Source organism: Sphingomonas panacis (assembly GCF_001717955.1).
GTDB classification, from domain to species: Bacteria; Pseudomonadota; Alphaproteobacteria; order Sphingomonadales; family Sphingomonadaceae; genus Sphingomonas; species Sphingomonas panacis.
Map to the genome: position 1 here is coordinate 3,039,121 of NZ_CP014168.1, position 13,740 is coordinate 3,052,860.

13 protein-coding genes are annotated in these 13,740 nt (G+C 65.5%); 4 read left to right on the top strand and 9 right to left on the bottom strand.

Going from position 1 to position 13,740, the window contains the following annotated elements; genetic code table 11:
- Positions 1-48: 48 nt before the first annotated feature.
- From pgl to J0A91_RS13990, 5 genes are all read right to left on the bottom strand, one after another.
- A complete protein-coding gene (gene pgl, locus J0A91_RS13970; RefSeq protein WP_069205421.1) occupies positions 49-756 on the bottom strand; it encodes a 6-phosphogluconolactonase in 708 nt (235 codons plus the stop codon).
- A gap of 156 nt (positions 757-912) precedes the next feature.
- Positions 913-2,382 carry a glucose-6-phosphate dehydrogenase gene (gene zwf, locus J0A91_RS13975; RefSeq protein WP_069205422.1) on the bottom strand — a complete coding sequence of 490 codons (1,470 nt, stop codon included), beginning with the start codon at positions 2,380-2,382 and terminating at the stop codon, positions 913-915.
- Between the two features lie 44 nt (positions 2,383-2,426).
- Positions 2,427-3,356: an N-acetyl-gamma-glutamyl-phosphate reductase gene (gene argC, locus J0A91_RS13980; RefSeq protein WP_069205423.1), complete on the bottom strand. Its 930-nt coding sequence runs from the start codon at positions 3,354-3,356 to the stop codon at positions 2,427-2,429.
- On the bottom strand, positions 3,353-3,592 hold the full coding sequence (locus tag J0A91_RS13985; RefSeq protein ID WP_240502016.1) for an SH3 domain-containing protein: 240 nt from the start codon (positions 3,590-3,592) through the stop codon (positions 3,353-3,355). The genes argC and J0A91_RS13985 overlap by 4 nt, the downstream gene beginning before the upstream one ends.
- 37 nt (positions 3,593-3,629) lie before the next feature.
- Positions 3,630-3,986, bottom strand: a complete 357-nt coding sequence (locus tag J0A91_RS13990; RefSeq protein WP_069207329.1) for a MarR family transcriptional regulator — start codon at positions 3,984-3,986, stop codon at positions 3,630-3,632.
- Between the two features lie 223 nt (positions 3,987-4,209).
- On the opposite strand from J0A91_RS13990, the gene secG reads away from it, so the two are divergent.
- Complete coding sequence (gene secG, locus J0A91_RS13995) at positions 4,210-4,626, top strand: preprotein translocase subunit SecG (RefSeq protein ID WP_206364908.1); 417 nt, start codon at positions 4,210-4,212, stop codon at positions 4,624-4,626.
- 104 nt (positions 4,627-4,730) lie between these two features.
- Positions 4,731-6,365 (top strand): CTP synthase, encoded by a 1,635-nt coding sequence (locus J0A91_RS14000; protein WP_069205425.1) that lies wholly within the window; start codon positions 4,731-4,733, stop codon positions 6,363-6,365.
- Between the two features lie 55 nt (positions 6,366-6,420).
- Here J0A91_RS14000 and J0A91_RS14005 read toward each other — a convergent pair whose 3' ends face one another.
- From J0A91_RS14005 to J0A91_RS14020, 4 genes are all read right to left on the bottom strand, one after another.
- Positions 6,421-6,846 (bottom strand): PIN domain-containing protein, encoded by a 426-nt coding sequence (locus J0A91_RS14005; RefSeq protein ID WP_069205426.1) that lies wholly within the window; start codon positions 6,844-6,846, stop codon positions 6,421-6,423.
- Positions 6,846-7,079, bottom strand: a complete 234-nt coding sequence (locus tag J0A91_RS14010) for an AbrB/MazE/SpoVT family DNA-binding domain-containing protein (protein ID WP_069205427.1) — start codon at positions 7,077-7,079, stop codon at positions 6,846-6,848. The genes J0A91_RS14005 and J0A91_RS14010 overlap by 1 nt, the downstream gene beginning before the upstream one ends.
- Positions 7,080-7,185: 106 nt before the next feature.
- On the bottom strand, positions 7,186-8,571 hold the full coding sequence (locus J0A91_RS14015) for an RNB domain-containing ribonuclease (protein ID WP_069205428.1): 1,386 nt from the start codon (positions 8,569-8,571) through the stop codon (positions 7,186-7,188).
- Between the two features lie 124 nt (positions 8,572-8,695).
- On the bottom strand, positions 8,696-9,169 hold the full coding sequence (locus J0A91_RS14020; protein ID WP_069207331.1) for an Hsp20 family protein: 474 nt from the start codon (positions 9,167-9,169) through the stop codon (positions 8,696-8,698).
- 259 nt (positions 9,170-9,428) lie between these two features.
- Between J0A91_RS14020 and J0A91_RS14025 the strand changes: the two genes are divergently transcribed.
- Together J0A91_RS14025 and J0A91_RS14030 are read left to right on the top strand one after the other, a co-directional pair.
- Positions 9,429-11,864, top strand: a complete 2,436-nt coding sequence (locus J0A91_RS14025) for a TonB-dependent receptor (RefSeq protein WP_069207332.1) — start codon at positions 9,429-9,431, stop codon at positions 11,862-11,864.
- A 545-nt stretch (positions 11,865-12,409) separates the two neighbouring features.
- Positions 12,410-13,660: a lipoprotein-releasing ABC transporter permease subunit gene (locus J0A91_RS14030; RefSeq protein WP_069205429.1), complete on the top strand. Its 1,251-nt coding sequence runs from the start codon at positions 12,410-12,412 to the stop codon at positions 13,658-13,660.
- Positions 13,661-13,740: the final 80 nt, after the last annotated feature.

The window sequence follows — 13,740 nt, forward strand, 5'->3', positions numbered from 1 at the left end:
ATGGATGCGCGAAACAGGGGGGTGGTCGTAGCTGTAACGATTATTCGGTCACGGCGCCCAGTGGATGTCGGCGGGCAGTTCGGCATCGGCCAGCACGCGGCCGATCGGGTAGGTCGAGGCCGGACCCTGTTTGATCGCGGTCTCGATCACCTTGCGCTTGGCGTCGCCGGTCACCGCGAGCATCAGCGCGCGCGCCGTGGTGATCGCCGAAAGGCTGAGCGTGACGCGCGGCACCGGCGCTTCGGCGGGGAGCGGATCGGGCATCACGCCGAGAGCGCGGCGCTCCTTCGGGCCGTTGACCGCTTCGTCATAGTCGGGGCCGGGGAAGATCGAGGCGGTATGCCCGTCCGCGCCGACGCCGAGCAGACACAGATCGAGCGGCCAGTGCAGATCGCCGAGCCGCGCGTCGGCTGCCTTGCCCGCCGCCTTATAGTCCTTCGCCGCTTCGCTGATCAGCGGGATGACGCGCGCGCCCTTGGGGATGAAGATCTTGCCGATCGCCGTGACGTTCGACAGCGGATCCCCCAGCGGCACGATACGATCGTCGCCCGGCACGATCGTCACGCGCTTCCAGTCGAGCTTGGTCTGGCTGAGCTTCTCGTAGATCGGCATCGGCGTCTTGCCGCCGGCGAGCGCGATGACCGCGCCGCCGCGCGCGTCGATCGCGCTTTCGATGATGAAGGCGATGTCGCCAGCGACGGCGCCAGCCATCTCGGCTGCGTCGTCATAATCCCACCATTCGACTTCGTCGGTCATGTCTTTGTCCTTAATGCGTACATCAGTCCGTTCGCCCTGAGTAGCCGCTGAGCCTGTCGAAGCGGCGTATCGAAGGGCACGCTCCGGGCAATGTCCTTCGATACGGGTCTTCGACTGCGCTCAGTCCCTACTCAGGACGAACGGGATAGGGGGCGTTCAATCGTCCTGCCAGGTAACCCCGTCGCGTTCGGTCAGCGCGATCGCGGCGCTCGGACCCCAGCTTCCCGAAGGGTAACTCTTGGGTTTGGTGTCGTTGGCGGTCCAGCCGGCGCGGATCGCGTCGATCCACTCCCATTGCGCCTCGACCTCGTCGCGGCGCACGAACAGCGTCTGGTCGCCCTCGATCAGATCGAGCAGCAGCCGCTCATAGGCGATTCGGCGGGGCTTGCCGGCGAAGGCGGCGTCGAGGCTGAGGTTGAGCGGCAGCTCGCGCAGGCGGATGCCCTCGCGATCGAGGCCGGGTTCCTTCGCCATCATGAGGATCTGAATATATTCCTCGGGCTGCAGGCGAATCACCAGCACGTTGGGCTGAAGCAGCCCGCCGCGATTGCGGAACATCGAGTGCGGCACCGGCTTGAACTGGATCGCGATCTCGCTGCGCCGCGTGGTCATGCGCTTGCCGGTGCGCAGGTAGAAAGGCACGCCCTGCCAGCGCCAGTTATCGACATGCGCCTTGATCGCGACGAAGGTCTCGGTGGTGGAGGGCTGGCCGAGTTCGTCGATATAGCCCTTGACGATCTCGCCCTTGACCGCGCCCGCGCCATATTGGCCGGTGACGGTGTTGGCGGGCACCTGATCGGGTGCGATCGGACGCATCGAGCGGAACACCTTGGCCTTTTCATCTCGGATCGCGGCGCCGTCGAACTTGGCGGGCGCTTCCATCGCGACGAGCGCGAGCAACTGGAGCATGTGGTTGGCGACCATGTCGCGCAAAGCCCCGGCGCCGTCATAATAGGACGCGCGATCTTCCAGCCCAACCGTCTCGGCGATGGTGATCTGGATATTGTCGATGCCCTGCGCGTTCCAGATCGGCTCGAAGAACGAATTGCCGAACCGCAGCGCCATGATGTTCTGGACGGTTTCCTTGCCCAGATAATGGTCGATGCGGAAGGTGCGGTCCTCGCTGAACGCGGTCGCGACCGTATCGTTGATCTCGCGGCTGGAGGCGAGATCGTAGCCGAGCGGCTTTTCGAGCCCGATTCGCACCGTCTCGCCGGCGAGACCGGCGGTGGCGAGGCCCTTGATGACCGGTTCGAACAGCGATGGCGCGGTCGACAGGAAGATGGCGAGGCCGCCCGAGACATCGCCGACCTTCTCGGCGAGCGTCTTGTAGCCCTCGACATCCGATGCGTCGTGCGGCTGGTAGCCGAGCCGGTGCAGGAAGCTCTTGATCTTGTCGGCGTCCTTGCGGTCTTCCGGCAGGAACTGCTTCAACGCCTTTTCGGCGAACTTCTGGTAATCGGCGTCGTCATGCTCGGCGCGCGCGGTGCCGGTGATGGTCAGCGCCTCGGGCAGCAGCCCATCGGCATGTAGCCCATAGAGCGAGGGCAGCAGCATGCGCTGGGCGAGATCGCCCGTCGCTCCGAACAGCAGCAGCTTGGCGACTGGCTGGCGCGTACCTGGCATTCAAATCTCCTTGGTTCGCATCGGCGAAACGAATCGGTGGCCGCTTAAAGCGTCAGCCCCGCGACCGGGTCCAGCCCGGCCATCAGATTGAGGTTCTGCACGGCGGCGCCGGCGGCACCCTTGCCGAGATTGTCGAGCGTCGCGATCAGCCGCGCCTGGCCGGTCTCGGCATTGCCGCAGACGCGCAAGGTGAGCCGGTCCGTGCCCGCATCATCCTCGATCGCGACAGTGGCGGCATCGCCATCGACGACGCGGACGATCGGTGAGGCCTTGTAGGCGTCGCGCAACGCCGCTTCGCACGCGGCGAGCGACGGGCGGCGCGGGAAGGCGTGCAGCGGCAGCGGCACTTCGACGAGCATGCCGCGATAGGTGTTGACCACGGCTGGCGTGAAGATCGGCGCGTGTTCGACGCGGGCGTGCTTCTGCATCTCGCTGACATGCTTGTGCGCGAGCGCCATCGCATAGGCGCGCGCGGCGGAGTGCGGCGTGCCGTTCTCATAGTCTGCGATCATCGCCTTGCCGCCGCCCGAATAGCCCGACAGCGCATTGACGGTGAGCGGCCAGTCGGCCGGGATCAGGCCGGCGCGGATGAGAGGTCGCACGAGCGCGAGAAAGCCGGTCGGGTAGCAGCCGGGGTTGCTGACGCGGGCTGCGGACGCGACGGCATCGGCGGCGCCGGGTTCGAGTTCGGGGAAGCCGTAGGTCCAGCCTTCGGTGGTGCGGAACGCGGTCGATGCGTCGATCACGCGGGTGCGATCGTTGTCGATCAGCGACACCGCCTCGCGCGAGGCGGCATCGGGCAGGCAGAGGATGACGAAATCGGCGGCGTTGAGCGCCTCGGCGCGCGCCTTGGCGTCCTTGCGAAGCTCGTCGTCGAGGATGATCTGCTCGATATCGGTGCGCCCGGCGAGCCGATCGCGGATTTCGAGGCCGGTCGTGCCGACCGCGCCATCGATGAAAACGCGTGTGCTCATGACGAAACCCCTACCAATGCAGTCTCATCGAGATAACCGACCAGCCCGCAGCCGGGCGCTTTGCCCCAGGCATTGCCGCCGGCGAGTTCGAACACTTCGAACACATCGCCGGGCACCAGCGCCGCCCGCACATCCGAATCGCCGTCGCGCGCGGCGCGAAGCGCGGTCGCGCGCGCGACCACCATCAGCACTGGCGCGGCGTAATGCGGGGCGAACACCCGGTCGGCCAGCCGCACGTCGGCGAGATCGCGCCGTACCGCGTTGAAACGGGGATCAATCTCGACCGAGTGCCCCAGCAGAGCGAAGCTCCGGCGCGGGCCTGCGGCGGGGTGTTGGCTGCTCTGTATCGCCGATAAACTGGCCGAACTCTTCAAGAAAATCTGCCCCCTCGGACGTTTGCGCGATGAAGATATTGCGCTTGTCGGTATCGTCGCGCTGGCGCCGCAGATAGCCGAGGGAACCAAGTCTATTCAAGGCGCGCGTGACGACCGGCTTGGAAACGTTCAGAACACGCGCCAGCCCGCGCACCGTATGCGGCCCCGGCGTGAGATATACAAACAAAAGCAGCGCCATCTGCCGGTTGGTGAGATCGGGTTCACCGGACCGGACATAGTCGACCAGCGCTGCCATCCAGCTATCGAGCGAACGATTGATCCCAGATGCCACGGCGAGTCTTTCTGTTAAACAGCTCGACATCCCGGAGGCCGGGATGCTCGCAAGTTGTAACGATCCGCGTTCGCTCTGGTTTCAGACCGGGCCGGAAATGTCCAGCGTGTCTGCCACGGCGGTTGATCGACATCGATTGCGGGCCTATGTGCGCCGCTTGAATTTCCCCGCAGGGTAGCCCGATTTCATGCTGTTCCAGTTCCTCCTCGTCGTTCACGCCATCATCGCCGCCTTGTTGGTGGGGGTGATTCTCGTGCAGAAGTCCGAAGGCGGCGGTCTGGGGATGGGGGGCAGCCCGTCGGGGCTGATGTCGGCACGCGGCGCGGCGGATTTTCTCACGCGTGCGACGACCGTGCTGGCGACCTTGTTCGTGGCGCTGAGCATCGGCCTCGCCGTGCTGGCGGCGCGCGGGCACACCGCGAAGATCGACACGACGCTCGCAACCGGAAAGCCGGCGGCGCCCGCCGCGCAACTGCCCGTGCCGCAGGCGCCCGCCGATGATGCGGCGCCGTTCTCCTCGGCGGCGAGGCAGGCGATCGGCAATGACGCTGCTCCGGCAGGCGCCGCGCCCGCCGGCAACAACAGCGTTCCGCTCGCCCAGTAAGCGTAAATCGCATCGCGCGGGAGGTTCGCCGCCCGCTTTTCTTTATGGTCGCCGGAGTCGCGCGCTTGTCGTGCCACGGCGTTTGACGTTAGGCGTTTCCTCCCATGGCGCGGTTCATTTTCATCACCGGCGGCGTGGTTTCCTCGCTCGGCAAGGGTCTCATGGCGGCGAGCCTCGCGGCGTTGCTGCAGGCGCGCGGGTATCGCGTGCGAATCCGCAAGTTCGATCCTTATCTGAACGTCGATCCCGGCACGATGTCGCCCTATCAGCACGGCGAGGTCTACGTGACCGACGACGGTGCCGAGACCGACCTCGATCTGGGCCATTATGAACGTTTCACCGGCGTCGCCTCGCGTCAGTCGGACAATGTCACCTCGGGGCGGATCTATCAGCAGATCATCACGCGCGAGCGGCGCGGCGATTATCTCGGCGCGACCGTGCAGGTGATTCCGCACGTCACCGACGCGATCAAGGAATTCGCGCAGGCCGAGACCGACGATCTCGATTTCGTACTGTGCGAGATCGGCGGCACGGTCGGCGATATCGAATCGCTGCCGTTCATCGAGGCGATCCGCCAGCTCAAGAACGACGTCGGACGCGGCAATTCGATCAGCATCCACGTGACTCTGGTGCCGTATATCGCCGCGGCGGGCGAACTGAAGACCAAGCCGACCCAGCATTCGGTGCGCGAACTCGCCGCGCTGGGTGTCCAGCCCGACGTGCTGGTGTGCCGCTGCGAACAGCCGCTGCCCGAGAGCGACCGCGCCAAGATCGCGCTGTTCTGCAACGTACCCAAGGAAGCGGTGATCCCGGCGCTCGACGCGAAGAGCATCTACGCCGTGCCGGTGCAATATCACGAGGAAGGGCTCGACACCGCCGTCCTCAACGCCTTCGGGATCGCACCCGGCGGCGCGCCCGATCTGTCACGCTGGACCGACATCATGGACCGCGTCACCAACCCCGAGGGCGAGGTGACGATCGGCGTGGTCGGCAAGTACGTCGGCCTGCAGGATGCGTACAAGTCCTTGAACGAGGCGCTGGTGCATGGCGGCATCGCCAACCGGGTCAAGGTCAACGTCCAGTGGATCGACGCCGAACTGTTCGAAGCGGCCGATAGCGATATCGCCGCCAGGCTCGAACCGATGCATGCGATCCTCGTGCCGGGCGCGTTCGGATCGCGCGGCGCCGAGGGCAAGATCGCCAGCGTCCGCTTCGCGCGCGAACGCCGCGTGCCGTATCTCGGCATCTGCTTCGGCATGCAGATGGCCTGCGTCGAGGGCGCGCGCGATCTCGCGGGCATCGCCGAGGCAAGCTCGACCGAGTTCGGCCCGACGCCCGAGCCGGTGGTCGGCATGATCACCGAATGGATGAGCGACGCGGGAATCGAGAAGCGCGAGGAAGGCGGCGATCTCGGCGGGACGATGCGGCTCGGCGCGTATGAGGCGAAGCTCGACGGCAACAGCGTCGTCGCGTCAATCTACGGCGGCGAGACGATCTCCGAACGCCACCGCCACCGGTATGAGGTAAACACCGCCTACCGCGAGGCGCTGGAGAAGGGTGGCCTCGTGTTCAGCGGCATGTCGCCCGACGGGATGCTCCCCGAAATCGTCGAGCGGCCCGATCATCCGTGGTTCGTCGGCGTGCAGTTCCACCCGGAACTGAAGAGCAAGCCGTTCGACCCGCATCCCCTGTTCAAGAGCTTCATCGAAGCGGCGGTTCGGCAGAGCCGGCTGGTTTGAGGGGGGCGGCCCTGGTGGCTGGAAGCGCTGCGCAAAGGGGGTGCGGATTTCGGTATCAGTCCGCCGCACGTTCGGGGCTTGGTGGCTTGAATGGGTTTGTGATGCGCAGACCATCACCGACGACAAGCCCGTCGTGCATGTCCTCCGAAAACAGGATTTTGCATCGCGCGCGCAGCGCCGAGGCGACGATCAACGCATCGTAGAACGAGAAGCCGTGGCGCTCGGCCAGTGCGATCGCATCGGTATGGGTTTCGAGCTCGATGGGATGGATCGCCCGTGCGAGCGTTCGAATAGCCGCCAGGGCTTGCCGAATTTGCTCCCAGTCGAAGCCGAGCTTTCGACGCGCGACGTTGGTGAACTCGTTGAGGACCTGAACGCTGACATCTCCGCCTTGCGCCAGCAGCGTTTCCGCCACGGTTGATCGCGCATCGTCGGAGAAAGCGTAAACGAGAATATTCGTGTCGAAGAACGGCTTCGCCATCAATCCCGCTCGTTCGCCTCTTCGCGCGAAAAACTCCAGCCCGCCGGCAGCGGGCGACGGAGTCGGCGGATGCTGTCGAGTGCAGCCGCGCGTTCGCGATCCCGTTCGACGAGAAACGTCCGTTCGCCCGCGATGCGAACCTCGATGTCGTCGCCTTCCTTGAGCGCCAGCGCCTCGACGACGGCAGCGGGAAGGCGGATTGCGAGGCTGTTGCCCCAGCGTGTGACCTGCATCGCGCCGCTCCAAGGATATACAACAACAATGTATATCTATTCCGCTGTGCGTTCAAGTTTGGTCGTCATAGGATGCGAGCCAGAGGGCGGAACCCTCGATTCGCCCTCAGCCGATCCGCTCGAACGTCACTGTACGCTTATCAACGTCCACCCCGGTCAGCGTAACTCGCACCGCATCGCCCGGCGCAACGCCCGTTGCCGCCACCCGCGCCACCACCGGCGCACCGCACATCTGAATCCGCGCGCCGCGATCGTCGGCGTCGGTAACGACCGCGTCGAAGGTTTCGCCGACATCGCGCGACAGCATCACCGCCTCGGCCAGATCGATCACGGCGCGGTCGATCTGGCCGCCGAGGGCTTCGGCCTTGGCCATCACCTTGGGGAGAGTCTCGAACGCGGCGCTCACCGTTTCCGGCACCGCGCGGCCGTTGGCGATGGCGAGTGTGGCTTCCACCACATAGCGGTCGGCGAGGCGGCGCAACGGGGCGGTGGCGTGGGCGTAGGTCGCGGCCATCGCGGCATGCCACGGCGTCACGCCGTCGCGATACGGGGCGTAGCTCGCGCCCTGGCCGGCGCGGCGGATCGCGAGCATGAGCGCGGCCTGCTGCGGATCGGCGGCGTCGAGCGTGCGGGCATAATCATCGAGCGACCGGGCCTCGGGCCAATCGAGGTGATAGGCGCGCGCGGTGTTGCGCAGCCGGGCGACGGCGCGCGCATCGGGCGCGGCCATCACGCGGAACAGGCCGGTGTGGTGCGCGGCCAGCGCGTCGGCGATCGCCATGTTGGTGGCGAGCGAGAGCGCGGCGTTCTGATCCTCGGCGGCGAGGCGGGGCCGGAAGGCGAGTTGATAGGCGCCGGGGCCGGTCGCGCTCACCTCCTGTTCGGGCGGATCGACACGCGCCGCGCCGCGCGCCAGTTCGGCCGCTGTGATCCGGCGCGACAGTTCGGCGAAAGCGGCGGGCAGATCGGCTGCCGTGACGCTGTCATAAGCGAGTTTGGCGCGGCTGCGGATCAGCGCACGTTCGGCGCCGTCGAGCTTGACCGCGCCGTCACCTGCGACGCGCACCGTGAAGATCACCGCCGGGCGCGGACCGTCCGGCAGCAGGCTCGCCGCGCCCTGGCTCAGCACGGGCGGATAGAGCGGCGCCTTGCCATCGGGCAGGTATATCGTCTCGCCACGCCGCCATGCCTCGGCATCGAGCGGATCGCCATCGCGAACGAACCATGCCACGTCGGCGATGGCGTAGCGCAGCAGCAGGTCGCCGCCCGCTGTCTGGATCGACAACGCCTGGTCGAGGTCGGTCGAACTGGCCGGATCGAGCGTGACGAACGGCTCGGCGGTGCGATCGACATGCTCGGTGGGCGTGCGCCGGGCGGCGGCTTCGGCGGCGGTCTGCACCTCGGGCGGGAAGCTCTCGGGCACCTGATATTGCGTGCGGATGGCGCGCAGGCCCCGTGCGAGGGCGTGCGTGGGATCGACGAGTGTCTTCATTCCCGTCCGCTACACGTGATCGAAGCTGCGGAAAAGCCGCGCAAAAAGGGCGCCCGGATCGCTCCGGGCGCCCTCCTGCGGCGCTCTCATTCGGGGAGGGGGGCTGAGAGCGCCCGGCCGCGCGTTACGCGGCCTGTGCTTCGTCGGCCGTCGCGCTCTCGACGGCGGCGAGGGGAGCGCCGGTCTTGATCGCGATGGTCTTCGGCTTGGCCGCCTCGGGCACTTCGCGGACGAGGTCGATCACGAGCAGGCCGTCGGTGAGACGGGCATCATCGACGCGCACGAAATCGGCGAGCTCGAAACGACGCTCGAAGCTGCGATTGGCGATGCCGAGATGCAGGAAGGTATTCTGGCCTTCCTTCTCATCCTTCTTGCCCTTCACCTGCAGCAGATTCTGCTGGGCGACGATCTCGATCTCGTCACGGCTGAAACCGGCGACGGCGAGGGTGATCCGGTAGCGGTCATCGGCGACTCGCTCCAGATTGAACGGAGGGTAATTGTCCGCCGCCTGCTGGCGCGCGCTGGTTTCCAACATATCGAAAAGACGGTCGAAACCGATCGCGGAACGGCGGAAGGGGGTAAGATCGAACTGACGCATGTGCATGCCTCCTGTGAGCGAATGAACGGTGCTGAAGGGCGCCCGCACAGCGGCGCGGCACCCGGTTTCGTGCGGCCCGATTGGCGCCGCACGCAGCAGATTTGGGGCGTTCGTTTGCGCGTTCAAGAGCCTTGGATGCGGAATTTTCGACGAGCCGCGAAGGGAAACTTTAGCGGTGTGAAGAACGAACGGGCTGAAATCCTAGTGAAGTGATGGGTATTGAGCTGCGACTCGGATAAGAAAATCTCAGGGGGATATGATGTTCGCTCAGCTCACGTCGATTTTGCTCGCATCGGCCGCCGCCGTGCCGGACGCGCCAGTGGCGCAACCGGCCGCCGCACAGGCGCAACCCGCCACCGACGGCGACGTGGTGGTGACGGCGCGGCGCCGCGAGGAGCGCGCGCAGGACGTGCCGATCGCGATGTCGGTGATCGGCAGCGACCAGATCGACAAGACCGGTGCGTTCAACGTCAACCGGTTGCAGCAGCAACAGCCCGCGCTGCAATTCTATTCGAGCAACCCGCGCAATTCCTCGATCAACATTCGCGGTCTCGGCACGCCGTTCGGCCTCACCAACGACGGGATCGAGCAAGGCGTCGGCTTCTACCTCGACGGCGTCTATGTCGGGCGGGTCGGCGCCTCGACCTTCGATTTCGTCGATATCGACCGGGTCGAGGTGCTGCGCGGGCCGCAGGGGACGCTCTACGGCAAGAACACCACGGCGGGCGCGGTCAACATCACCACGCGCGCGCCGAGCTTCTCGCCCGAGGCGCGGTTCGAGGCGAGTGGTGGCGATTACGGCTATGTGCAGTTGAAGGGATCGGTCTCGGGGCCGATCACCAGCGACACGCTGGCGGCGCGGCTGTCGGCCTCGTTCACCAATCGCGGCGGCACGATCAAGGACACCACGAGCGACAAATACCTTCAGAAGCTCGACAATTTCAGCGTGCGCGGCCAGTTGCTGTGGAAGCCGCGTGCCGATCTCGATTTCCGGCTGACCGGCGACTTCAACGTCCAGAATCCGTTGTGCTGCGTGCAATATTACGCGCGGCTCGCGCCGACGCAGCGCGCGACCAATCGGCAATACACCGCGCTGGCGGCGGCGCTCAACTACGCCCCGCCAAGCACCAATGCGTTCGACCGCGTGACCGATCTCGACGCCGACATCAACTCGCGGCAGGAGATGGGCGGCGCGTCGCTGGTCGGCAATTGGGATATCGGTCCGGCGACGATCACTTCGGTCTCGGCGTGGCGCTACTGGGACTGGAAACCCGCCAACGACCGCGACTATGTCGGCCTGCCGATCACCACCGTGTCGCAAAACCCGTCGCAGCAGAAGCAATGGTCGCAGGAAGTGCGGATCGCCTCGAACGGCAAGAACACGCTCGATTACACCGCCGGCGTGTTCTACTTTCACCAGACGATCAACACGCAAGGGTCGCAGGTGCAGGGATCGGCGGCGAGCCGCTGGCTGCTGACGGGCGATGACGCGAAGAATCCCAATGTGCTCGACGGCCTGACCTCGACCAACACGATCAACTTCAAGAACGATAGCTTCGCGGTGTTCGGCAAGCTCAACTACCAGCCGGTGTCCGGGCTGCACATCGCACCCGGCCTGCGCATCAATTACGACAAGAAGTCAGGATATTACGACTCGGTCGTGAGCATTCACAACAGCCAGTATGATTTCGTCGCGACCGCCGACAACGTTGCGGCGATGCTGGCATCCAAGACCGGCGCGGCGCGGACGACCTTCGCCAACCAGATCAACACGCTCGCGCCGCAGCGTTACAGTCCGCGATTCAGCGCGTGGAACGTGTCAGGCGATTTCACGCTCTCCTACGACGTGACGGCGGATATCCATGCTTATGCGACCTATGCGCGCAGCTTCAAATCGGGCGGGATCAACCTGTCCGGCCTGCCGCTCGATTCGACCAACACGGTTGCCGATCTCACCAAGCAGACCGTGAAGCCCGAGAGCGAGGACCATTTCGAGGTCGGCCTCAAGACGCAGTTCCTCGATCGCAAGCTGACCCTCAACCTCGCCGGCTTCTGGACCGACGTTCATGATTATCAGGCGACGGTGAACAACGGCCAGACGACGGTGATCCGGGGCTATCTCGCCAATGCCGGCCTCGTGCGCGTGCGCGGCGGCGAGTTCGATGCGTCGTACCGGCCGAGCCAGCGCGTCAATTTCTACGCCAACGGTGCCTATACCGACGCCAAATATCTGCGCTTCACCAACGCGCCGTGCGCGCCCGAACTGGCCGGCGGCAACCCCGCGCTGAACGGGGCGACGCCGGCGGCGGCGGGCACGCCCGGCCTCAGCCCGCTGACGTGCGACATTTCGGGAACGGTGCTGCCGGGCATTTCGAAATGGTCGTTCTCGTTCGGCACCGAGGTCAATGTGCCGGTCGGCAAGGGCCAGGTCTATGCCGGCTACGATGGCAGCTATCGCTCGCGCTTCTCCTCCAATCCCTCGGTGTCGCGCTATATGTGGATCGATGGCTATTCGCTGTCGAACTTCCGGCTCGGCTACCGTCAGGACAGCTTCAACGTGTTCGGCTGGGTGCGCAACGCGTTCAACCAGAATTACTATGAGCTGCTTTCGGCGCAGTCGGGCAGCACCGGGCTGATTGTCGGCCAGCCGGGCGATCCGCGCACGATCGGCGCGACGATCTCCAAGGCGTTTTGAGGATGGGCGGCGGGGCGATGCTCCGCCGCTGGACATATGGCGGACATATCGCCCTGCTTATCGGGGAGCCGGTGGAAGGGTCTGCCAGGGTCGGCGGTGGCAACACCGTCGGCCAAGGTGGGTGTGGTGGCGCCGGCGGCGAAGCCGCCGTCGGTCGGGTTCGCTGGCGCGACCCGCCGGCCGGTTGCGGCGCTGCGCGGAGCGCAGCAGCGGCTTTGCCGCCTGCGCCGCAACGGCAAACGCCCGGGCCGTTTCCAGCCCGGGCGCCTGCGTGACGATCGCTCGTCAGCCCCCAAAATTGTCTCCGCCCACACGCCCTTTTAGGCGGGACTGGAAACTCTCCCCGAACCACGGCCATTGCCTGTGTCTCAGTGATTGTGTTGCTAGGGCGACAACCCCATTTTGTCACCGGGATTGTGACACTCGCGCGGCGATTGCGGCGCTGCTGTGGCGTATACGCAACAGGGGTATGCAGGTTGCCAGCGGCGCGCGCGCGACCTAGAGCAGCGGCGACTTACCTCCCGGGGGCCGGGCAGACACCGCATATGATCCTTTCCCGTTACGAACGCATGATCGCGAAGCGCTATTTGCTGCCGGGGCGCGGCGAGGCGTTCATTTTCCTCGTCGCCGGCATCAGTCTGGTCGCGGTGATGCTCGGCGTCGCCGCGCTCATCATCGTGATGAGCGTGATGAACGGCTTCCGTGCCGAGCTGTTCGACAAGATCGTCGGGCTGAACGGCCATGCCGTGATCCAGCCAGTCGGTTCCAACCTGCCCGACTGGCGCAACATCGCCAGGATCGCCAAGCAGACGCCGGGCGTCACCAGCGCGCTGCCGCTGATCGAGCAGCCGCTCGCCGTCACCTATTCGGGGCGCACCGAGGGCATCCTGGTGCGCGGCATGCGCGTCGAGGATATCCGCTCCAACGCGACGATCGGCAGCAAGGTCCTCATGGGGTCGCTCAACAGCATCACCGCTGGCAGCGGCCGGGTCGCGATCGGCAGCCGGCTCGCCGAGGCGCTCGGCGCGCAGGTCGGCAGCCAGATATCGATCTTCAATCCGCTTGGGCAAGCGACTCCGTTCGGCACGGTGCCGCGCGTGGTCAGCTACACGGTCGGTGCGATCTTCGAAGTCGGCGTGTACGATTATGATATCAAATACATCATCATGCCGATCGAGGATGCGCAGACCTTACTGCTGATTGGCGATTCGGTGGGGATGATCGAGGTCAACACGGTCGATCCCGACCGGGTCAACGCGATCCTTAAACCCGTCGAGAACCAGATCGCCGGCCGGGCGGTCATCACCACCTGGCAGCAGATGAACGCGCAGCTCTTCCAGGCGCTCGCGGTCGAGCGGGTGGCGATGTTCACGGTGCTGTCGATCATCATCCTGGTCGCGGTGTTCAACATCCTGTCCTCGCTCATCATGCTGGTGCGCGCCAAGACGCGCGACATCGCGATCCTGAGGACGATGGGTGCGTCCCGGTTCGGGTTGATGAAGATCTTCATGGTGGTCGGCACGACGATCGGCGCGCTTGGCGTGGTGGCCGGGCTGGCGCTCGGCTTCGTGTTCCTGTTCTTCCGCCAGTCGATCGTCGATTTCGTGCAGTTGGTGACAGGGCAGAACCTGTGGGACCCTTCGATCCGCTTCCTCACCGAATTGCCGTCGAAGACCGATCCGGTCGAGGTGACGACCATCGCGTTGATGGCCTTGGTGTTCAGCTTCCTCGCCACTTTGTACCCCGCGTTCAAGGCGGCGAGTACCGATCCTGTGCAGGTGTTGCGGTATGAATAGTCTCCCGAACCGTTTTCCCGCGAAAGCGGGAATCCAGAGCAACGAAGTGCGGCGTTTGTGGCTCTGGACCCCCGCTTTCG